We start from the raw sequence: 21,783 nt of genomic DNA on the forward strand, positions 1-21,783 counted from the left end.
CAGACTTATTTGATGGTGATTTTTTGCATCAGGCTCTTGGTGCCTTCTTGGATGCGGATTACATAAAGCCCTTCGGAAACGTTCTTGAGTTCTACGGATCCCTTCACGTTTCGGGCGTTAAATACCGGGCGTCCTTGCATGTCGAATACTTCGACCTTGGCGGCGGTGACGCCTGCGATAGAGAGCGTGCGACCGGCAAGGTGCATCGAAATGCCTGCCCGTACCGTGAACGTCCGGATGACATTGGTCGAGTCGCCGCAGGAATCGGCCTCGCAGGAATCCGCAGAGCTTGTGTCTTTGGGCGGCTCATACGTCTGGAGTCGCACCATGATGCTGTCAAATGCAGGCTTGGGATTCAGGTTGTCGTCGTAGATAAGGCCTTTTTGCCTGTTCAGGCCGCTCAGCCAGCTCCATTTATCGGACACGCCCCAGATCAGGTAAGTGTCTGCATTCGGTTCTTCGAGCACAATGTCCAGGTATTCGCGGAATGTCTTTCCCTGACGTTCGAGGTCACTCTTGCTGACATTGATTCCGCTCTTGAATCCGATATCAAGTTCGGTGATTTTCAGTTTGATGTTAAGCTTTGCGAGTTCCTTGGCAAGGGAGCGGAGGCTGTCCGGTGAACCGATAAAGTGCTTGTCGGTGGTGGTGTCTTCCACGTGGGTCTGGGAGCCCACGCAATGAATAGGAATGCCGTTTGCGACCCAACGTTTCACCTGTTCCAGCAAGAAGCCTGCCTTTGCCTTCGGGTTAATGCCTTGTTCTAGGTTGTAGTCGTTGTAGCAGAGTTCTGCATCCGGGTCGACAGCGTGGGCCCATACGAAGGCGGAGTCGATAAATTCAGGACCGATGCCCTCATACCACACGGAATAGGTTCGCCATTGGGGTTCGTTGTTGCTGATGGCTTCGTTCACCACGTCCCATTCGTCAATTTGGCCTTTCCAGTGGCCGACCACTTTTTCAATATGGTTCTTGAGAACTCGGAGAAGTTCTTTTTTGTTTTTGCCGTATTTCTGGCTCACCCAGCCCGGAACCTGGCTGTGCCAAGCAAGGGCGTGGCCGCGAACGCGCATGCCGTTAGCCTTGGCATACTTGACCATTTTGTCGCCGTTGTTGTAATTGAACTGGCCTTCGCTGGGTTCGGTGGCGTCGAACTTCATCTCGTTTTCGGCGACGACGATGTTGAACTGCGTCTTGTGAATTTGTTCGTAGTTGCCGGGAAGTTGTCCGCTGAACCATTGTGAGTTCAGAATGGCACCGATGTAGATGTTGTTTTTTTCTGCAAGGGATCTGAGGGTTTCGTCTGCGGCGAAAGCGCTTGTTGCGCCTGCACCGAGAAGGGTCGCGCACAAAGCGAGACCCGCAATGGAATGATTTTTAATCATTGCTACTCCTTTTTCTTAACCTCCCACAGTCACTCTCATATATAAAATAATCAAAAAGGAGTCAAAAGGATGTAAACAAAGTGAAACCAAAAGTTCCGTTTTTTTTAGCTTAAATTAAGCCCTGGGATTATTTTTTCGAGTTCCGTGGCCTGCGTCTTGATTTTCTGTTTAAGTTCCTGGGTGGCGGTGGAGTTCTCGTCTTGGATTCGGTGATTTGCCATTTTCAGGAATTTTTCCACTTTCGCCATGTTCTCGCGGGTGGTGCTGTCGCAGTAAGTTTCGACCATCCGTTCAAAGATGTATTCTTCTGCCGTTTTAGACAAATGAATCATGTCGTCGCTGTAAAAGCGGTAATCCCGCAACTCGTCCATCATGATTTCGTAGCTCGGGAAATATTCGACAACATCATTGCGAGCCAAAGGCGAAGCGATCTCTTGCATGGCTTTTTCTGCGGCCAGCAGTACCGTTGCCTTGGAAAGGTTGTTCCCGTGGGCGCCATCGCCGAGGTGCCTGATGGGCGATACTGTAAAGACGATGTGGATGTCGCGATTTATGTTGCGGAGAAGAGCTGCGGCTCTCTGAATGGATTGCGATGCTTCTTCTACGGAAATTAGCCTACGCTCAAAGATTCGCGGGTCTTGTCTGTGGCAGTTGGCGACGATGTTACCGTTAAGCGAGTAGACGAATGCCGAGCCGATGGTGATGAACGCGATGTCGGCGTGCTGCAAGAATTCCCGAGCCTGGGCGCTGGCGGCGTTCAGGTTGTCAATGCATTCTTCGCGGTTGCTTGCCGAAAGCGAACTGTGGGCGTCCCAGCAGTGCCAAAGGCCGTCGCTGCGTTCGTCCTTGAAGACGTCTTGTTCGCCGAAGGCTTTTCCGTCGGCGATATTCTGGAGCATACGCTCTATGGAAAGCGGGTTGTAGACGGTGCCGAAGGGGTTTGTGAGTACCTTGAATTTCCGCGATGCAAACTGCGTCGAAATATTGTCTGCAAAACAGGATCCGAAAAACGCCAAACGGCTCTTGTAATTGATCCGGAAGCCCGATTCTGGAATATTGACTCTGGTAGAAAGCTCCATAGGACAAATTTAATTAGAAATGGTATTCCTGGTGGGTAAAGGAAATGCCGTTCTGGCGCGATTCCTAAATGCGATTTATTGTCTATTTATTGTAGAAAATATGTAATTTTTATATAAAATTTGACAAAATGGCTAAATTTTGCAAAATAAGTAAAAAATTTATTGTAAAAACTATTGATTTTTAAAATTCTTTGTTTATATTTAGGGTATACTTAACCGGGGGGTTAAGAGGAGGACAAATGAAAGATATACTTGAATATACGAGCTACCGTCAGTATATCGCGGATTACTACGCCGACAAAAAGGCGAAATCTGCGTTTACTTGGCCGGAGTTCGCGTCTGCGGCGGGTTTTTCTTCGCCGGTCTACCTTAAATATGTGAGCGAGGGGCGCTTCAACTTGAGTGAAGCGGCTGTCGAACGCGTTGCTGCGGCGATGCACTTGTCTGGTGGCGATCTCGAGTTTTTCCGCGAGATGGTCCGCTTCGATCACGCCAAGACGGACAAGAAGAAAAAGGAATCCTTCCAGAAGTTGGTGACGATGGCGGAAAGCCGCAAGGTGAAGGTCATCGAGGCCGATGCCTATCGCTATTTTGACAGCTGGAAAAATCCGGTGCTCCGTGAACTGGCGCCTGCCATGCCGGGAGCAAAACCGCTGGCGCTTGCGAAGGCTTGCCGCCCTAAAATTACTGCTGCCGAGGTAACCGAGTCTCTCAACTTTCTTGTCAAGGCGAACATGCTGCAGAAAGACGAGGACGGTAATTACGTGCAGACCGATAGGTCCATAACGGCTGGGCCCATGGAGGTGACTCCTGCTGTGATTCGCGGCCTGCACCGCCAAATGGGTGAGCTCGCTCTCGATACGATTGAAGGTGTTCCGCAGAACGAACGTCTTTTTTCGGGTGTGACTTTGGGGGTCACGCAAAAAGCCTACGATGAAATTGTCGAAGAAATCGATGCTTTCCGTAAGCGCATTATTGAAATTGCCACTAGGGAAACTGAAACGGATGAGGTGTACCGCCTGAACATCCAGTTCTTCCCCATGACAAATAAAAATGGTTCAAAAAAGGGTTAGGAGGATACCATGAATTACACAAAAATAGCTGGACAGTTTGTCTGCAAAATGGCGATGCCGCTCGCCTTGATGTTCGCGGCCTGCTCTACTGAAGATGGGAACTCCGTTTCAAAGGTAGATGGTACCCCGGGAACGGAGATGGGTGGCGCTTCTGATGAACCGAGAATCGTTGCGTACGAAAAAATCTCTTTGAGTGCCAGGGCTTATTATGCGCCTGCAAGCGCTGAAAGAACGTCATCAGAAGATGTTGCTGCTTCTGTTCCGACGAATGTGTTCTTCGATGGAGGGCAGATCATTCTGACGGAACTGGATACGGTGACGCTTGAACCATTGGATGATTCCACGATTACGGAGTCCTTTAAGGGCGACGTCATAGATTCGCTCACAGGAGAAAGGGTTCCTGGTGACGACGGAATGGCCAGTTTTGATAGTGTTTCGCTGAGGAGTCCGATTGTCTTGTTAGAAGCTGTATCGGGTGAAGTATCGCTGAGTGCGATTGTGGATATCCGGGATGCAAATACCTTTGTGATTGATGGATTGAGTCATTTGGCGACCTATCGCATACGGAAGCTGGCTGAATCTGGAATGTCGTTTGTGACGGCGAAGGCCCAGGCTGAAACCGAAATTGCAAATGCGCTAGGTTTTGGCTCGCAAAATCCGTTCGTGGAGGAAAGCTTGATGAATTCCTCGAATGTAGCTGTGTGGCGCAAGGCGTTTAATGAATTGCTCCCGTTTAATTTGCTACAGCATTTGAAAGAGAAACTTGGCGAGTCTGGATTGTTGGCTGATTTGTCGGAAGATACAAAAAAATCTTTGACGGAAGCTGTTGAGAAGTCGCACTATTGGAGATTGTTGAGCTCTTCGCGAAAGGCCTTTGAAATGTGGGATGAGGATTTTTATCAGGAGTGCATGCAATTTAAGGCTTATTATGTGAACCTGTTGGCAAGTGTTTTCGGTGTGGGACAATGCTCTTCTGAAAACGAGGGGACGTTTGCCGATGTTCAGGGAGATCTCTTTGAACTGAAGTGCGTGTCCGGTTTTTGGGAATTTGCATATCGCAAAACGAGCCGTTTGAATATTGCACATACGTTTGGGGCGATGGTTGATTCTCGTGATGGCGAGGAATATAAAACGGTGACTATTGATTTGGGTGGGGCCTCGCAGACCTGGATGGCGGAAAACTTAAGGTATGCGGCGGAATATTCCAACTGCTTTATGGACAATTCGTCGTACTGCTCTGTATACGGTCGGTTGTATTCTCCGTTGTATGGCTTGGATTCGTCTTACCGAAAGTACACGACTAAAGAAGGGTGTGTTGATGTTAAAACTCTTGAATACTTGAACGAGATTATGTCAGATGATACGCTGTATTGGCGGGGTAGGGCCGAAGAAGATTGTGATGAACTATATGAATATGGCGATTATCGTGACGATGGTGATAATATGCTTTGGGACAAGGTGATCGATTCGCTCGAGACGATAAATTTTGAAGTGTGTCCAGAAGGTTGGCGCATGCCGAAGTATGAAGACTGGAATGCTTTGCTCAGTTATCTCGATGGCCTTGGACAGGGTCCTGCATTGACCTTGCTGTTGGCGAATTATGGAGATCCTACGGGATTTGGCTTGGATCTTCTGGCTGACATTCGTGGTGAAAAAGGCAACTATAGGGCTATAGTTAGAGGAGTGGGAATGTATCAGTTTGAGCCTGTGGTGACGCCTGAGGAAATCCGTGAAAATGCAGCGGGTGATATCGTGGGAGCTCTTGCAACTCAAACTTCTAGCCGTAGGAATGGGGCCAATATGTATTTTGAAGCGCTAGTGCTCGGTTACGACTTGCCTGGCTCTGGCTTTGTCCGCTGCATCAAAGACGAATAGCGAATTTGGGGGTTAGGCCTGTTCGAAGGACCGGTTAGGAGGATTCGGTTGGGGGAGAACAGGCCGAGAACGAGAAGGAGGGCCTTCAGCCCTCCTTCTTCATTTTTTTTATGGCATGGAAGGAAAAATATTGTATCTTTATGGTGTCTTGCGGAATAGACGCAAGAAAAGGAATTGTATGAAACCTGGTAAGACCGAACTTCGTCTGAATGCAGAAATCGAGAAACGCGGTGCACTTTTTGCGGTGCTGCTGGATCCGGATACCTCGGACGAAGCCGCCTTTGTGAAGGCTGGCGCCATGGCTGCCGAAAACGGTGCTGACCTCTTGTTGGTGGGCGGTTCTTACCTGGGTAACTTTACGCTCCCTAAGCAGGTGGCTGCCCTCAAGGCCAACGTGGATTTGCCGGTGGTGCTATTCCCGGGTGGCGCCTCCCAGGTGGTGCCTGGTTTCGATGCCATGCTCTTTATGACTTTGGTGAGCGGCCGCAATCCGAATTACCTGATTGATGAACAGGTTCGCGGTGGCGCCCTGGTACGCGCCTTGAACATGGAAGCAATCCCGACGGCTTACCAGCTGATTAACAGCGGCAAGCGTACCACGGTGGAATATATTAGCGGAACCATGCCGGTGCCTGCCAACAAGCCCAAGCTCAGCATGGTGAACTCCATTGCCGCCGAACTCATGGGTATGCGTTATGTGTACCTGGAAGCCGGAAGCGGTGCCGAAGAACCCGTGCCGGTAGAACACATCGCCTACACCCGCAAGGCTACCGAAATGACCATTATGACTGGCGGTGGAATCAAGGATCCGCAGACTGCAGCAATCCGCGTGGCTGCTGGCGCGAACATCATCGTGACCGGTACTCTCTGGGAAAAGGTGGAGGATCCGGCGTTGTTGCGCGAATTCGCCGCTGCTATCCATATCAAAGGCTAAAAAGCTTCGTCTGTGAGCAACAAACGCCTCGTATAAACGAGGCGTGGTTGCGAGAGTGAGGCTAAGTTATCTTTTTTATTTGCAATAGTGCCGAACGGTCTGTAAGTTCGTTGTAAAGCTCCTCGCGTATTGTTTAATACGCCACGTCGCTTTACGCCTGCTTCTGCTCGCTTTGTAAGCCTTTGCTGCACGATGGGCGGTAATAAATAATTCTTTTGCAGATTGTAGCGCTGTTTTCAGCGCTTTTTCTGTATAAGCGTTTTCCTTTACTCGAATATTTGTGTATTTTTCAGTTAACAGATGCACCGAAAGGTGCAGTTTTGAGGTATCTATGAAAAAACTCGTGATTGTGACTTATGTGCTCCGCGCCCTTGGCTTTGTGCTGGTGCTTTTGATGCTTTTTGGACACAGTGTTGTCCTGAATTTGTTCCCCGGGCTCGAGGGCCATTCGATCAATCCGATTTTCTATACGGGCGTGGCATGCTATGCCGTGGGCGCCATTATCCATTTCTTTATCAAGAAGCAAGAGATGGCGGAACGCCGCAAGAGGGAAATCGAAGAAGCCTCGGAACGGGCCTTTGGTAAAAAGTCCGATGATTCGGATAATTGATTGGGTTGTTTATGATTAAGATTGAACATTTGCATAAGACATACCGCAGCGGTTTCTTGATGAAACCGAAGCTTGCGCTCAAGGACGTGAGCTTCAGTGTGGAACCGGGGCAGGTCTATGGATTTATCGGGCCGAACGGCGCGGGCAAGTCCACGACCATCAAGGTGCTTACGGGTCTTTTGAATTTTGATTCGGGCAAGGTCCTGGTGAACGGGATTTCGCCGCGAGATGTAAAGAGCAGACAGTTTATCGGCTATTCTCCGGAACAGCCGTACTTCTATGATTATCTGACGGGTCGTGAACTCCTGCAGTTCTACGGCAAGCTGGTGGGACTTTCCGGCAAGGAACTCGATAACCGCATTCAGTGGTCTTTGGAACTCTTGCATGCAGACAAGGACTGGATTGACCGCCGCCTGCGTTCTTACTCCAAGGGCATGATGCAGCGCGTGGGCATTGCCCAGGCGATTCTTGGCAAGCCAAAGCTTTTGATTCTCGATGAACCCATGAGCGGTCTTGACCCCATGGGCCGCCGCGACGTGCGCGAAGCCATTATGGAACTGAACCGTAACGGTGTCACGATTTTCTATTCCAGCCACTTGCTTAGCGATGTGGAAAGCATTAGCCACAAGGTGGCGATGATTGTGGATGGCAAGATTGTGCGCGAAGGAACCGTAGACGAGATTACGGAATCTTGCGGCGTGGAATACCATGTGCGTACCCGCGAAGCAATTCCCCAGGTGGAATTGCCCGAAGGTGTTTCTCCTGCCGGTCACCCCCAGGAATGTGTATGCGCCGACGATGCTGCCCGCGACCGCCTGTTGCGCTTCTGCCTGGAAAAAGGGATTGCGGTGGAGCGCATGGACCACAAGCGCCCCAGCCTCGAAGACATTTTGACGGAGGAAATTGCCCGTGCAGACGCTTAAGCATATCGGCATTATTGCCCTCAATACGTTCCGCGAATCCATTCGCGACAAGATTCTTTATAATATCGGTTTTTTGGCCATCGCCATGACTTTGTTCAGCATTGTGCTTGGTGAATGGTCGGTGTTTGACCGTGCCTACGTAATCAAGTCTACCACCCTTTCGGTGATGAGCCTTTCGGGCCTGTTGATTTCGATTTTCGTGGGTATTAGCCTGGTGCAAAAGGAAATCCAGCGCCGTACTGTACTCACGCTGCTTTCGAAACCCATTAGTCGTGCCGCGTTTATCGTGGGCAAGTATTTTGGTCTGTTGGCGGTGGTGGCGGTGCACCTTACGCTGTTGACAGCCATTTACTACGTGATGCTGTTCCTGACGGGTTCCGATCCGACGGTAAGCCTGCTCACGGCCATCTATCTGATTTTCTGCGAGATGGCGGTGGTGATTGCGGTTGCGCTCTTGTTCAGCAGCTTCAGCAGCACGGTACTTTCGGCACTGTTTACTTTGGGCGTTTACTTTGCAGGTCACTTGAGCGACCAGCTTTTGGAACAGGTTCGCTTTGCCACCCGCATGGGCGAACTCAACGGCTCTTCCAGTTTGGTATTCCAGAAGGCTGCTGAAGTGATTCATGCCGTTTTCCCGGGGTTGTACCGTTACAATGTGACGGGCTATGTGGTACATGGCGTGGCGCTCCCCGACATGTACTTGTTCTGGAATAGCGTTTACGCACTGGGCTACATCGGCTTGTTCCTGGCGGTTGCAAGCTGGTGGTTTAGCCGGAGGGACTTCTTATGAGAAACCAATACATGGCGAAAGTCCTTGTGCATAACAAGGTTGTTACTGAAGCTCAGGTTAAAGCCCACTGGGGCGAAATTACAGACAAGAAGGATATTGGCCAGGTACTGGTGGATGCAGGAATTTTGCCGCCCCCTATGTACATCAAGGTGCTTGCCTTTGTGAAGAATCTGGAAGCGAAGAGCGCTGCCGAAGGCGGCTCCGCTCCGGCTGCCCAGCCTGCCGCTGGTGCTGCCGCAGCTACGCCGAAGCCCTCTGCTGCCCGTTTTGAAGCTCCGCCGGCATCGTCTACGCCCGTGGCGCCTGCCCCGCAGTCCGAAGGTTTGCAAATCGAAGGCAACAGCAGTCTCTATGGCGAAGTTTCGACCTCCAATGTGGAAGTCGAAGCGGTGGCTGGCCTAGAATCGACGAGCATCAGCACCGTACAGGTGCAGGCCGAAGCCGAAGAGGAATCCTCCAGCGAAGAAGCTGAAAAGCTGCCTAGCCGTTTTGCCATTCTCACTGGCGAAGGCACTCCGGTGGAAGCCCCCGAAAAGATTCGCCCCATGACGAACTTGTCGCAGATTATCGCGTTCGCCCGCAAGTTCGGTGCGACGGATATCTATTTGTATGCGGACCGTCCGGTGGTCATGCGCCAGTCGGGAGCGCTCTTTGTGGCCTCTGACGACGTGTTGGACCTGTCGCGTATTAATGAACGCCTGGATGAAGCTTCCAAGGGATTCTCGGACGGCTACAAGATTGTTGTTGGCAAGAACTTTAGCAAGACCATTGGCCTTGCCGGTGTGGGCCGCGCCCGTATAACGGTGACGTGGAACGGTACGAATCCCAGCGTTTCCATTCGCGTGATTCCCCAGGAATCCACCACTCTTGAAAACCTATACTTGCCTACGTTCTGCAACCAGTTTACGGAACTCAATAGCGGCCTGGTACTTGTAGCGGGCCCTGCGGCTAGCGGTCGCTCCACGACGATTTCGACTTTTGCCGAAACCATTGCGGCCAATCGCGATGTCTATATCCAGACGGTCGAAAAGCCCATTGAACGTGTGCTCCAGAATCCGCGCGGGGCCATTGCCCAGCGTGAAGTAGGCTTGCATGTGCGCTCGGGAGTCGAAGGCATTGAACTTGCCATGCAGAGTGGCGCAGACGTGATTCTGTTCGACTACCTTGAAAACATGGATGAACTTTCGATGTTACTGCGAGCCTCCAATGCGGGTGCCTTGGTGTTTGCGGTGACGGCGGGCAACAACATTCACGCTTTGCTTTCACGTTTGCTTTCGTCGGTGTCTGCCGAAAAGCGCACGGCTTTTGCAAATTCCTTGGCTGAACAGCTCAAGGGTATTATCGTGCAGCACTTGATTCCCATTGTTCAGAATCAGGGTCAGGTGCTGGCAGTAGAAGCGGCAAAGATGAATTCTACCATGGCCAACATGCTCCGCCGCGGTGAAATCTCTCAGCTTTCTGCATCGATCAGCAGTCAAAAGGATCAGGGCATTTCTCTGGACGATTCCTTGCAGAAGTGTGTGGAATCGGGCTATATCGAGGGCGTGGAAGCGTGGAAACGCGCTTGCGATAGCCGCCGCTTTGCGGCATACCGCTCTCAGAACTAAGGGGATATTATGGCTACAGAAATTGAATCTTTGCTGGAATATACGCTTAACGTTGGCGCCTCAGAACTGGTGATTACCGAAGGGGCTGCCTCTGCGGTACGCTTGGCGGGTAAGGTTTGTGCCATTCCTGATGCCCCTGCTGTAGAAACGGGATCCCTCCGCAACTTCTTGAATTCCATGGAGGGCGAATCGGGAACGATTATGGGTGGCCCCTGGTGTGGCTCCAAGTGGCGAGTGCATTACAGCCGTACTGCTTTGGGTAGCTCTGCCATTTTCCGCCCGGTACTTGACGAGTGCCCGGATTTTACGGCACTGGGCGTTCCCGAATCCTTGATGAACTTGCTTGGAATCCGTTCGGGCCTGGTGGTCTTTAGTGGCCCTGCCTGTAGCGGAAAGACTACCACTGCGACGGCCTACGTGTCGGCCCTTTGCCAGTCGGGCATTATGCGAGTGAGCCTGTTGGACCCTGACGCTGAAATGCCTGTAAAGCATGGCGACAGCTTGGTGCTTGAAAATTCTACGGGAACCATTCCCGAAAAGATGGAGCAGGCGCTTCGCAGTGGAATTGACCTGATTTGGTTGGGCAATTTCGAGGGCCAGTCCTTGATTCCCGTACTTCGTGCCGCCGAGGCGGGTGCCCTTGTGGTGCTGACGGTAACGGCCGGTAACGCGGTGGGCGCTCTTGATGCCTTGCTTTCGTCGGAATCCCTTGAAAACCGTGACATGGCATGCAACATGCTGGCTTCTGTACTGAAGGCTGTGGTGGTGCAGCGCTTGCTGCCGGGTGCCCAGGGTGTTGTGCCCGCTTGGGAAATCCTTTACGGTACCCAGAACGTGGCCTCCAAAATCCGCGGCGGTGAACATTACACCTTGCCTTCGATTATTGCGGCCTCTGCTTCCGAAGGCATGATGCTTATGGATGACTGCCTTGCAGAACTCGTGAAGGCGGGCTACGTGTCTTCTGAAGATGCTGTCCGTGTTGTTTCTAACCCCGCTCGTTTAGGATAACTTAGTGCAGAAAGTCTTCAGCAAATTAATGGCGATGGTTGCGCTATGTGTAACGTGGGCGGTCTCCGACGAAGCTGATTCCGTTTCGTTGCAGGATGTCCCGTCTCTTGATTTGCTGAAAGCATCTGCAGATTCCATTGCGCAGGCGGATTCTTCGCATGCTGATTCTTCTGTGAATATTCCGGCGGCTCCGGATAGTGCAGCTTCTACGGTTTCCGCGACTCCGGTGAAGACGGTTCTTTACCTGGGGGGCGGAGAACGTTCTCCCTGGTTCCAGCTGGGTGTGCTTTACGGTATCGAGGAATATGGCATTCCTGTAGATTCCGTGGTGGCCACTTCCTGGGGCGCATGGGTCGCTTCCTTGTGGGCTCGTGGCGTTCCGCTGGATGATATCCAGAAACTCATGCTGGATTCGGCCATTGTGGACTTTGTGGGGCATGACCTTTCGGCGGTCGGGAGTGAACTGGGCCGCAGGAAAACGGATTCCTACGAACTCCCGATTTCTGTATCGGGTGTGCCCGCCATTAGAAGCCGCTTTGCGGTAATGATGGATACGTCTCGTTCAATCCGTACAGAAAAGAAATCCCTTACGCCGGATTCCATGCAGGTCGTGCGAGCCCTCGCAAAGCTCCGTTTTCAGGAAAGCCTTTATCGTCAGCGTCAGGAAATCCGCATTCCCTTTGCGGTGCAATCCTGCGAATCGGGAAGTCCCGTTGTTGTCGGTAATTCGGTTCCGGAAGTTATCGCCTCGCTTCCGCTTTGGGGGAACGATTCTGCAGGAATGTCTGGCGAATTGTGCCCTTATTACGCCATGCCTGTTGAGGACAATGCCCAGGAACTTTCGATTATCGTAGCGTCGGACCCGTTGCGCGCTCCCATTGTGGGCGATGAACGGACTCGCCTTATCAAACAGCACGCTGCCGAAATACTTGCCAGCCAGCCGGGAGTTGTTGTAAGGGCCCATACGATTCTAGATACCTCTCGCGCGGTGTGGATCCAGTCCGGTTTTTCGTCCCTGGAAAAGCAGCTTGCGAGTTTCAAGATCTTGAATGGCCGCCGCGTTGACTATTCTGTTAATCGTGATGCCGCAAAACCCTGGTTCCGCTTTGAACCTACCTACAATACCCTTTCGCCTGAAGTTCAAAATACAGTGAAGGCCTATTGGGGAGATTCCGATACAGGCTTGGTCGCTCCTAGGAATTTTGCTCTGGACATGTTGCAGAATCCCGCCTATGACTCGCTGTCTTTGGACATGCAACCTAGCGGTAACGTTGCGGTGGAATCTGCCGTGCATCCTACACTGGACCTTGCGGCAGGCGGTTTCGGTTCCAATGCGTTTGGTCCCAACGCCTATGCTGAAGCGGCGGTTCATTATGTAGACCATGTTGAAATTGACTTGGTGCTGGCCGGATTCTGGGGAGGACATTCCTACGGAGTTCGCCCGCGTTTGAATATTTCAAAATTGTGGAATCGTCACTGGGATTTGCAGTTCGGTTACGACTATATGAAATTGGTTCCCTTGAAGTCTTACAACAGCGTGCATCGCTGGCTCCGGATAAAATCCGAAGAAAGAAGCGACTTGATGATGACCCTGTTGTATACGATGGATAGCCGTCAGCGTGTTTCGGCGGAGTTTATTTTTGGTTCCCGCTATTACGATTTGGATTCGGCCTACTACGGCGATCGACCCATCAAGACATTCCCGGTATCGCCCATGCTGCATTACCGTTACCTGAATGGTGCTGACGACAATTGGTTTGCCAATGAGGGTTACGTCTTGAATGTATGGGGAGGTTTTGAATCGATTGGCTTCGATGACGGCATTCTCGATGTGGTTCCCATCTATTGGAAGCTTTTGGCCGATGCCCGTTACTCCCTTTCGCCGGTTCCTTTTATCACCTTGACTGCGGCTGCCGTCGGTGCCATCGAACGTTATCATGATGAAGGCCATGGCTACGTTTCGCCCAAGTCTTTTCAAAAGGCTCCCTTGGATGTGGCTTACCGCTTGCATGCGGCGGCAACACCCTGGTCTACCGAATGGTACAATCCTGAGCTTTCTTCCCATGAATATGCCATGTTGCGCTTGAATGGCGGATTCCATGGAAACTATCTAGGTGCCTGGATTTTTGGCGCCTATTACCATGATTTTGAAGACAGCCCCTATGCGGATCTCGATGTGGACAAGTTTGTCTTTGAACCGGCCTTGCGCTTCGCATACCGCTCGGTTACCGCATATGCTGGAATCAGCCGTGTAGTGGATTACGGCACCTTTGGCGATTTGACGCACTTGAGCGGATACAATTACTTCATCCGCATCGGCAATTACAGTTTTTAAAGAGCTAGCGGCATCCAGGGCTTGACTTCGTTTACCGAAATCAGCTTGCCTTGACGCTTGCGGCGAATGGCTGCGGCTGCAATCATGGCACCGTTATCGGTACTCAGGCTGCGTTCCGGAATGCAGAACATGATTCCGTGCTTGTCGCAGTAATCCTGCAGTCTTGTGCGTAACCAGGCGTTGGCACTTACGCCGCCACCGACCACGAGAGTTTTCATCTTGGTCTTTTTCAGGGCGGTAATGGTCTTGGTTACGAGGCTATCGACAATGGCGTCTTCCAGGGACGCGCAAATGTCGCCGATGTTCTTTTGGATGAATTCAGGGTCGTGAGTCTCGGTGTAACGCAGTACAGCCGTCTTTAAGCCACTGAAAGAAAACTCGCAGTTGTCGTGCACATGGAGCGCTCGCGGAAAGTCCACGAATTTGCGGTTGCCGTCTTTACCCAGGCGGCTGATGGTTGCGCCTGCGGGGTACTTGAGGCCCAGCAGTTTACCACACTTGTCAAAGGCTTCTCCGGCGGCATCGTCGCGGGTGCGGCCGATGCTTGTGTACTTGAACCCCGGTTCTTCCAACACCAATTCCGTGTGTCCGCCCGAAACGGTAAGCGTCAAGAACGGCGGCTCGATTTCGGGGTGGGTGAGCCAGGCGGCGGCCAGGTGGCCTTCCAGGTGGTTCATGCCATAGGCCGGAATCTGCAAGTCGCGGGCGAGGCCCTTTGCAAAACTTGCCCCCACCAGGAGCGGTCCCATAAGGCCCGGGCCCGTGGTATAGGCGATGGCGTCGATATCCTTCAGCTCGATACCTGCTTCCTTGACGGCGGCTTCTGCAATCGGCGAAATCTTTTGAAGGTGCGCACGGGCGGCAATTTCGGGAACCACGCCGCCATAGAGGGCGTGTTCGTCAATCTGGCTGTACAGAGGGTTCGAAAGAACTTTTACGGGATCGTCTTGCAGAATGGCGCAGGCGGTTTCGTCGCAGCTGGATTCAATTCCAAGCCAAATCATGGTGCAACCTCTTCGAGGGAGTCCGCAGGAGCGGCAGGCTTTTCTTCTTTTTTCCGGAGCGTTACTTTTTCCGGCTTCAACTGGATTGCCTTGATTGCCATTTCGCGGTTGATGTGGGCCGGAAGCGTGAGCTTGACTGTAGGAGAAAGGCTGTCGGCGTCTTCGATGGCAAAACGGTTGTATTCCATTACCAGTTCAATGTTCTGGGCGGTAATGGAATCAAGTGCCAGTTCGCCGCCCGTGATTTCCACAGAAAGGCTCTTGGGCTCTAGAGAATAAACTTGTTTGTCGAAAAATCCGATCAGGCTTACGGGGATGCTGTCGTAAGTGTGGCTGCTCATTTTCTGGATGTTCACCGAAATCTTCACGGAAGAATCGCTAGGAGCAACGAAGGCGGGGAGCATGCTGAAGTCCAACGGAACCCTGAATTCCTGGCTGTTGCGCAGTGTGTCAAAGAATGAGGAATCGGTAGGAATGTCGATAATGCGGGTCAGGGCGTTGCGGGCTCCGGATACCAGCAACTCTTCGGGAGATACTGCGGGCTCGTCGGCAATCAGGTACCCTTGCGCAGCCGTGAAGGTGGCGACGGATTTAATGGGGACGTTTCGCGTAATGCGGGTATCGATATCCAGGTCTACGAACAAAAGCTGATTTTCGGGTTCTACGAAGCGGACATCCGGGAAACCTGCCGAAACGAAATTCTTGCTGTCCAGGTGAATGCGCTTGGCGCCCAGTTCGGCTTGCTGCAGGTCCACCACCATGGCGACGGAGTTTTGCTTGGGATCTTTGACCAGGTTGTTCAAGCGGATCAAATCCCAGGACTTTCCTTCGACAGTAATGTGCAGGGAGTGAGGTGGCTTCGAGGCTATCGCCATTGTTTCGGGGAGCTTAACGAAGTTCAACGGGACATTCACCGAAAGCTGGAAATCCTTTTGCGATATGACAAGGAACCAAAGGGCAATGCCAAATATCAGTGCGGTTATTTTTAGAACGATGTTTCCCATAGAACTCTCGAATGACTGTCTAAAATTTAGTTATAATTCACTTCGTGTTCGGACAACTTGGCTATTTAATATCGGAATCTTTTCGCGGAATGCGGCAGCACCGTACGGTAATCCTGCCGTCCTTTGCCACCATATTCCTGTGTTCCTTGCTTTTATCGGCTTCCTTTACCGCTTTCGGGGCCGTGATGCGGGTACTTTCCATGGAAAGGAACCTGTACGCCATTGAGGCTTTTTTGCCGGAATCGGTAAGTGAAGATTCGCTGAAGGTGATTCAGGACCGTCTGGAACATACCAAGTATATTGACTCGGTGACCTTTGTCAGCGCCGATTCCGCCTTGGCCGATTTCCGTAGGCATTTTTCGGGTGAAATGCTGGACCTTGTGGAAGGGAACCCCATTCCGCCCTTCTTCCGGGTGACTCTTGCCGAAGCTAATAAAGATCCCGCTACCCTTGTGGATGTGAAGAACAATCTTTCCCGCATGGACTATTTCGAAGAAGTGCAGGCCCCGGTGCAGTGGGTAGAGAAAATTTCGGCCTGGAAGTTCCGCATGCTTTTCTGGCCAATCTGTGTCAGCGTGCTCTTGCTGTTTACGCTTTCCCTGATTATCTGCAACTCCGTAAGGCTTTCCCTCCTTTCCCGCAGGCTCCTGGTAGAAAACATGAAGTATGCCGGCGGAAGCCATTTCTTTATCGAATTTCCGTTCGTGCTGCAGGGGGCTTTCCAGGGTATTGTGGGGAGTGGCCTTGCGGTTATCTTGCTGGCGGTGGTTTTAGAGTCCGTTGCCGATGCGTTCCCCATTGTGGCGGCGAACCTGACGGGCCTTGGCTCTTGTCTTGCCTTAGTGGTCCTTCTGGTGACGGCTCTTTCGGGCTACTTCAGTTACCGTACGGTGCGCGGGTTCCTTTCGATCAAGCGCAATGAGCAGGATTAACGATGCGGCTTGTGGTGTTGCTTTTTTGCCTGTTGCTTGGGTTTGGCGTCGAAAACGCCTACGCTAAGCCTGCCGCAAAAAATGCTAAGAGTGCACCTGCAAAATCCGCTCCTGCCAAAAAGACGACGAAGGCTGCAACGAAGTCTGCGCCCAAGTCTTCTGCGACCAAAAAGACGGACGCCCAGATCAACGAGCAGAAAAACGCCCTGAAAAAACTGGAATCGGACTTGGCGAAAAAACGCCAGGAACTGGCTCTCCTCGAAACCGAAGAAAAGGGCGTTCTGAATACCATTTCTATTCTCGACCAGAACCTGAACCAGACCCGTACCTACCTCTCGGAACTTTCCAGGAGCGAACTCATGCTGGAACGGGCGCTTGTGCAGCTATCGGAAGATATCGATTCCCTGGATCGCAAAATTGAGAGCCGTCGGGACGCCATGAAAAAACGCATCCGTACGCTCTATGTGAGCGGTCGAAACAGCGAGGCCCGCGTTCTTTATGGCCTGCTCACGCAACAGGGGAATCCCGACCGCCAGGTGTATTGGGTTCACCACATTTTGAACCAGGACCAGCAAGAAGTAGAAGTCTTGCAACAGCTGGTGCAAGAACGCGACGAAAAGAAGCAAATGGAAATTGCCCATTTGGATGACCTTAAACAGATGCGTTCCAAGAAGGCCGCCGAAGAAAAGGGGCTGGTCTCGCAAATGAGTGGGCAGGAAAAGATGCTCATGTCCTTGAAGCATGACCAGAACATGCAGCGCCGCGCCCTCAAGGAATTCGAACAGAACCAGAAGACCATGCTGGCCCTTATCAAGAAGCTGGAAGAAAAGCGCAAGAAGGAAATCGAGCAGGCCAAGAAAGACGAGGCTGCCCGCAAGGCCAAGGAAAAGGCCGGCAAGGACAAAAAGAAGGACAAGAAGGCTCCGGCAAAGACGGTGGAAAAGCCCAAGGTTACGGTGGCCGAATCGGTAAAGGGGCCCAAGTGTACTCCGCTTAAGGGTGACGTCATTAGCAATTACGGCTTGCAGGAACATCCGGTGCTGCATATTATGACCCGCAACTTGGGCGTGGAAATTCGCGGAAAACGGGGCGCGGCCGTTCGTGCTGCCGCGGCCGGTACGGTGGTGATGGTGGCCGAAATCGATGGTCGCGGACCTTCGGTCATTATCGAACACGCTGGCGGAACCTATTCCGTGTACGGTCACCTTGCGTCAATCCGTGTGCAAGAGGGCAAAGAAGTGCGAAATTGCGAAGAAATTGGCGAAGTGGGCGATGTTGCCTCTTTAAATGGAATTAAATTGTACTTCCAAGTGAGCGAAGGGACACAAACAGTGGACCCCTTGCAGTGGTTGAAACAGAAATGATCGAATATACTTTACATGGTCCTGCTTCTCAAGAACGCGCCCGCATCCGGGTGATGTCAGCGCTCCGCGAGAACCGTTTCCCTCAGGCGATTTTGATTGATGGCCCTGCGGGAATCGGCAAGAAATGGCTTGCGATGGAAATCGCCAAGGCGTTGCAGTGTACCGATCCGAATATGCGACCCTGCGGGCATTGCTTTGGCTGCCGTATGGCAGAAGACAGTGGCGCCACTGACGGTTGGGTGGTTCCTATGGAAGCCGAAGAGGCTCGCGCCCGCAGTTCCGATGACGTGGCTCCGGGAAGCAAGGCGAAGACCATCGAAGACTTTAAAAAGGCCTACATCGAAGAAATCCAGAAGAACCCCTACCGCGTCGATATTTTTTCGGCAGGGGCCTATATCTCGGTAGACCTGATTCGCTCCATGACATCCAGCTTTGCCATGAAGGGCGACCGCATCCGCACCATTATTATTGCCGAAGCGGACCGCATGAACGAATCGGCGGCCAACGCCTTCCTTAAGACTCTTGAAGACGTTCCGGCCAACACCTATTTTATATTGACCACCAGTTCCCGTGAAAAGATGCTCCAGACTATTCGTTCCCGCTGTCTGGCGTTGCATCTTCTGCCTCTTTCCGACGACGAAGTGCAGTCAGAAGTTCTCCGGGTTGCTGGCGAAGAATTTGACGAGACCTCCCTCACCGACGATGTGATCGGGCTTGCGGTAGGTTCTCCGGGCAAGGCCCTTTACTATGCGGAACACGCCAAGTCCTGGTGCAAGCTGGCATCTGACTTTGTGATCTGTTCCCTGCGTGGTAATTACACCGAGTTGTTCATGCAGCTAAAGGAAACCACGCTGGACGATGCCTATGACGCCAACCGCTTCTTGGAAGTCCTTTCCTTCTTGCTGGCGGATTTGCTGCGCGAGCAGGCGGGGGCTCCTTTGCGTATGCCCGAAACCACTGCGGCGGTGGGCCTTTCCAATTTCCCGCGTATCGATGCGACGGCCTTGGAACTTGCTCTTGTGGCGGTTCAAGAAACCATGTCGCGAATCGAATCGAGACGCGTGCCTGCATACATGTGTCTACAGAACCTGTCCCTAAAACTTTTCGAGGGCTATAAATAAATGGCTGAGGTGCAGGACGAAATCTTGAACGAACACCAGGCTTCGGCAATGTCGAAAAGCCTGCGCATTCCCCATGTGGTGGCGCGTTTCCTGGTGTCTCGTGGAGTTCGTTCCGTGTCCGAAGCTCACCGCATGCTGTGCGGAAACGCCGGTGATGTCTTGGATCCCTTCTTGATCAAGGGAATGGATGCCGCGGTTGCCTGGCTCTTGGATATTCGCGACAGGCACGAAAAAGTTTTTGTCTTTGGCGATTACGATCTGGACGGCATGTCTGCCGTAACGCTCATGACCCGCGCCCTTTCGGAATTGGGCATCGAGTCCGATTGGAGACTCCCGAACCGCTTTGGCGATGGCTATGGCCTTTCGTCTTCGGCGGTGGAAGAAATGCACCAGGCGGGCGCCCGTTACGTGATTACGGTGGATACCGGCATTACCGCCAATGCAGAAATTGCGCTGGCCAAACAGTTGGGAATGTCGGTGCTGGTTATTGACCACCACCAGCCTTCGGGCGATGGACTCCCGGAATGCGATGTGCTTTTGGACCCGCACCAGGAAGGGGATACTTACCCGAACCCGGAACTTTGTGGCGTAGGTGTTACCTACAAGTTTGTGTGCGCGCTGTACTCAAGACTTTCTATGCCGGAGCCTACCAAGTTCTTGGATTTGGTGGCGCTGGGAACGCTTGCCGACTTGGTCTCCATGACTCCTGAAAACCGCTCCTTTACCAAGGCGGGCCTTAAGTCTATTGAAACCAGTCATTGGCCGGGCCTGCAGGAAATGTACTGCAACCTGATGAAGGGCCATGGCAGTGTGGGCGGCATTGATGTCATGTACAAGTTCGCTCCGCTGCTGAATGCTCCCGGCCGCATGGAACGTCCGGATCCGGCCCTCAAGCTTTTGCTCAGCCCGAACATGGCTACGGCTAATGCGCTGATGGCGGAACTACGCGAATGGAACAGCAAGCGCAAGCAGAAAGAAGCTGAAATCACCGAGATGGCCCAGTCCCAGATGACAGCCATGTACGGCGAAAACCTTCCCACGGTGATTGTGGTGGCAGGTAACGATTGGCATGTGGGCGTCATCGGCATTGTGGCTGCAAAGCTGGCCCAGGAATATCACCGGCCCACGGCGGTGCTTTCGATTCAGGGCGGCATGGCCCATGCCAGCGCCCGTGCGGTTCCTGGCTTTAACTGGCATAAGGCCCTGTTCGATTCCCGTGAACTTTTTGATCGCTGGGGTGGCCATGCCAATGCGGCGGGCTTCTCGCTCCCTGCCGATAAAATCGATGAGCTTCGCAAGCGCCTGGAGGTTTCTGCTGCAAGCCAGAACTACACCGGAACCGAAACTTGCGAAGAAGAAATGGCGCCTTGTTCCTACGACATCCGCATTTCGCTGAACGAACTTGTAGTCGAAGCGGCCCAGTACATGTCTCCCCGTGAATACGGTGTCGGCAATGGGGCCAACAAGAACCAGCTGATTTCCATTCTGGATTTTATCGACTTGCTGGAACCCTTTAGCGGCAACTTCCCGTACCCCACCTTCCGTGCAGACAATGTCAAAGTGCACCGCCTTCGCGAACTCAAGGGCGGACATTTGCAGATGGATATTTCCCAGGCGGGGAGCCGCGTGTATCCGGCTATCGGTTTCGGACTTCGCAAGTTCAAGAGCCTGCTCAGCAAGCCTGTGTCGGTCATCTTCGAGCCTACCTGGAATTACTTTAACGATCGCAAATCCTTGCAGCTTTGCATCAAGGCCATCGAGCCCTACATTGAACCGAACTCGTAAACAACTGGGATAACAAATGCGCAACCTGCCGATATATTTCTTGATTCTGGTTTTTGCGATACTCATGTTCGCTCTTTCCAGGGTTCAGCTTTATACTCCAGTGGCAAACACTGAATCTGATGCTCCTGCACCGGTTGAACCGGAAGGCTTCACGGGGCGCATGGTCATGCCCTCTCTCGATGACATCTATGTGCTTGATAATTCTGCAGGTCGGGATATCGTCCAGTTCGAAAAGTTCCTGAAAGGTCGTGCCGCGAGTCTTCACTTTGCCTCTGCCGCCTACTTCAAGGCGAACCGCAAGAATGCTCACAAGGATTCCAATGCCTTTATGGGAATCAAGCTCACACTGGATTCTACGGGCATGTTTAATCCCGAAATTCTTTTCACTAACGTGGACGACGAAAATTTTAAAGGCCTGGTGCTTTCGCAAATCCAGACCTATTGGCGTTACCCCCGCAGCGTACAAGGCAAGTTCGTGGCGTGGGTTCCGTTCGTGTGGAAAACAAATTATTGATTCTTGAGAATCGCCAACAATTCGGCGGTTCTTTTTTCAATCAGGATAAAGGCTTCGAACATACGGGCTTCGCGCCACTTCACCAAGTACTTGGCCTTCCATTCTTCGGCCACTTCTTCGGGGTCTTCGTGGTGGGATTCGTTCCTGTACCATTCTTCCTTCTTGATTTCCTTAATCATGTCGCCCATTTCGGCGGCAGGCTGCAAGGAACCCTTGCAGAGCAGAAGGGCGCGCAGGTTGTCAAGGAGAATTTCGTCGGTAGGATTGTCGGAGTCGTCCCGAGCGCAGTCCCAGATTTCTCCACGGTGGCGTTCCGTCCAGCCCATCAGGTGCTTTTCGGTTTTCTGGAGTTCACCCTTGGCGAGCTTTTCTTCAACTGCTTCGCGAGGATAGTAGATGCTGTTCGGGTAGAATTCAATCATAATGGCTCCCTGGTTTGC

19 protein-coding genes are annotated in these 21,783 nt (G+C 52.2%); 14 read left to right on the forward strand and 5 right to left on the reverse strand.

Features of this window, described 5'->3' with window-relative positions; genetic code table 11:
* Window positions 1–5 precede the first annotated feature (5 nt).
* Complete coding sequence (locus ACJMNB_RS00650) at window positions 6–1,385, reverse strand: endo-1,4-beta-xylanase (protein ID WP_405337829.1); 1,380 nt, start codon at window positions 1,383–1,385, stop codon at window positions 6–8.
* A 104-nt stretch (window positions 1,386–1,489) separates the two neighbouring features.
* Window positions 1,490–2,464: a GSCFA domain-containing protein gene (locus ACJMNB_RS00655; RefSeq protein WP_405337832.1), complete on the reverse strand. Its 975-nt coding sequence runs from the start codon at window positions 2,462–2,464 to the stop codon at window positions 1,490–1,492.
* 239 nt (window positions 2,465–2,703) lie between these two features.
* Between ACJMNB_RS00655 and ACJMNB_RS00660 the strand changes: the two genes are divergently transcribed.
* The 9 genes from ACJMNB_RS00660 (at window position 2,704) to ACJMNB_RS00700 (ending at window position 13,619) form a co-directional block, all read left to right on the forward strand.
* A complete protein-coding gene (locus tag ACJMNB_RS00660) occupies window positions 2,704–3,537 on the forward strand; it encodes a TIGR02147 family protein (protein ID WP_405337835.1) in 834 nt (277 codons plus the stop codon).
* A 9-nt stretch (window positions 3,538–3,546) separates the two neighbouring features.
* On the forward strand, window positions 3,547–5,412 hold the full coding sequence (locus ACJMNB_RS00665; protein ID WP_405337838.1) for an FISUMP domain-containing protein: 1,866 nt from the start codon (window positions 3,547–3,549) through the stop codon (window positions 5,410–5,412).
* A 178-nt stretch (window positions 5,413–5,590) separates the two neighbouring features.
* Window positions 5,591–6,346: a geranylgeranylglyceryl/heptaprenylglyceryl phosphate synthase gene (locus ACJMNB_RS00670; RefSeq protein ID WP_405337841.1), complete on the forward strand. Its 756-nt coding sequence runs from the start codon at window positions 5,591–5,593 to the stop codon at window positions 6,344–6,346.
* 331 nt (window positions 6,347–6,677) lie between these two features.
* Window positions 6,678–6,956, forward strand: a complete 279-nt coding sequence (locus ACJMNB_RS00675; RefSeq protein WP_405337844.1) for a hypothetical protein — start codon at window positions 6,678–6,680, stop codon at window positions 6,954–6,956.
* Window positions 6,957–6,967: 11 nt separating this feature from the next.
* Complete coding sequence (locus ACJMNB_RS00680; RefSeq protein WP_405337847.1) at window positions 6,968–7,879, forward strand: ATP-binding cassette domain-containing protein; 912 nt, start codon at window positions 6,968–6,970, stop codon at window positions 7,877–7,879.
* Window positions 7,866–8,669, forward strand: coding sequence for an ABC transporter permease (locus ACJMNB_RS00685; protein WP_405337850.1), 804 nt, complete (start codon window positions 7,866–7,868; stop codon window positions 8,667–8,669). The genes ACJMNB_RS00680 and ACJMNB_RS00685 overlap by 14 nt, the downstream gene beginning before the upstream one ends.
* Window positions 8,666–10,276 carry a type IV pilus twitching motility protein PilT gene (locus tag ACJMNB_RS00690; RefSeq protein WP_405337853.1) on the forward strand — a complete coding sequence of 537 codons (1,611 nt, stop codon included), beginning with the start codon at window positions 8,666–8,668 and terminating at the stop codon, window positions 10,274–10,276. The genes ACJMNB_RS00685 and ACJMNB_RS00690 overlap by 4 nt, the downstream gene beginning before the upstream one ends.
* Before the next feature lie 9 nt (window positions 10,277–10,285).
* Window positions 10,286–11,284: an ATPase, T2SS/T4P/T4SS family gene (locus ACJMNB_RS00695; RefSeq protein ID WP_405337856.1), complete on the forward strand. Its 999-nt coding sequence runs from the start codon at window positions 10,286–10,288 to the stop codon at window positions 11,282–11,284.
* 34 nt (window positions 11,285–11,318) lie between these two features.
* Window positions 11,319–13,619 (forward strand): patatin-like phospholipase family protein, encoded by a 2,301-nt coding sequence (locus ACJMNB_RS00700; protein WP_405337859.1) that lies wholly within the window; start codon window positions 11,319–11,321, stop codon window positions 13,617–13,619.
* On the opposite strand, the gene tsaD is transcribed toward ACJMNB_RS00700, so the two are convergent.
* Both tsaD and ACJMNB_RS00710 read right to left on the reverse strand, forming a co-directional pair.
* A complete protein-coding gene (gene tsaD, locus ACJMNB_RS00705; protein WP_405337862.1) occupies window positions 13,616–14,623 on the reverse strand; it encodes a tRNA (adenosine(37)-N6)-threonylcarbamoyltransferase complex transferase subunit TsaD in 1,008 nt (335 codons plus the stop codon). The genes ACJMNB_RS00700 and tsaD overlap by 4 nt on opposite strands.
* Complete coding sequence (locus ACJMNB_RS00710; RefSeq protein ID WP_405337865.1) at window positions 14,620–15,627, reverse strand: YbbR-like domain-containing protein; 1,008 nt, start codon at window positions 15,625–15,627, stop codon at window positions 14,620–14,622. The genes tsaD and ACJMNB_RS00710 overlap by 4 nt, the downstream gene beginning before the upstream one ends.
* A gap of 89 nt (window positions 15,628–15,716) precedes the next feature.
* On the opposite strand from ACJMNB_RS00710, the gene ACJMNB_RS00715 reads away from it, so the two are divergent.
* The 5 genes from ACJMNB_RS00715 to ACJMNB_RS00735 are packed head-to-tail and all read left to right on the forward strand — an operon-like array spanning window position 15,717 to window position 21,343.
* A complete protein-coding gene (locus ACJMNB_RS00715; RefSeq protein ID WP_405337868.1) occupies window positions 15,717–16,559 on the forward strand; it encodes a cell division protein FtsX in 843 nt (280 codons plus the stop codon).
* A 2-nt stretch (window positions 16,560–16,561) separates the two neighbouring features.
* A complete protein-coding gene (locus tag ACJMNB_RS00720; RefSeq protein WP_405337871.1) occupies window positions 16,562–17,923 on the forward strand; it encodes a murein hydrolase activator EnvC family protein in 1,362 nt (453 codons plus the stop codon).
* Entirely contained in the window at window positions 17,920–19,044 is a 1,125-nt protein-coding gene (locus ACJMNB_RS00725; protein WP_405337874.1) for an ATP-binding protein, read from the forward strand. Before ACJMNB_RS00720 ends, ACJMNB_RS00725 begins: the two co-directional genes overlap by 4 nt.
* Window positions 19,045–20,829, forward strand: a complete 1,785-nt coding sequence (gene recJ, locus ACJMNB_RS00730) for a single-stranded-DNA-specific exonuclease RecJ (protein ID WP_405337877.1) — start codon at window positions 19,045–19,047, stop codon at window positions 20,827–20,829.
* Between the two features lie 16 nt (window positions 20,830–20,845).
* The gene (locus ACJMNB_RS00735; RefSeq protein WP_405337880.1) at window positions 20,846–21,343 is read left to right on the forward strand and encodes a hypothetical protein; all 498 of its coding nucleotides are present in this window, start codon (window positions 20,846–20,848) and stop codon (window positions 21,341–21,343) included.
* On the opposite strand, the gene ACJMNB_RS00740 is transcribed toward ACJMNB_RS00735, so the two are convergent.
* Window positions 21,337–21,765 (reverse strand): hypothetical protein, encoded by a 429-nt coding sequence (locus ACJMNB_RS00740; protein WP_405337883.1) that lies wholly within the window; start codon window positions 21,763–21,765, stop codon window positions 21,337–21,339. The two genes, ACJMNB_RS00735 and ACJMNB_RS00740, sit on opposite strands and share 7 nt — an antisense overlap.
* Window positions 21,766–21,783 lie beyond the last annotated feature (18 nt).

This window comes from Fibrobacter sp. (genome assembly GCF_045131395.1).
Lineage (GTDB): Bacteria > Fibrobacterota > Fibrobacteria > Fibrobacterales > Fibrobacteraceae > Fibrobacter.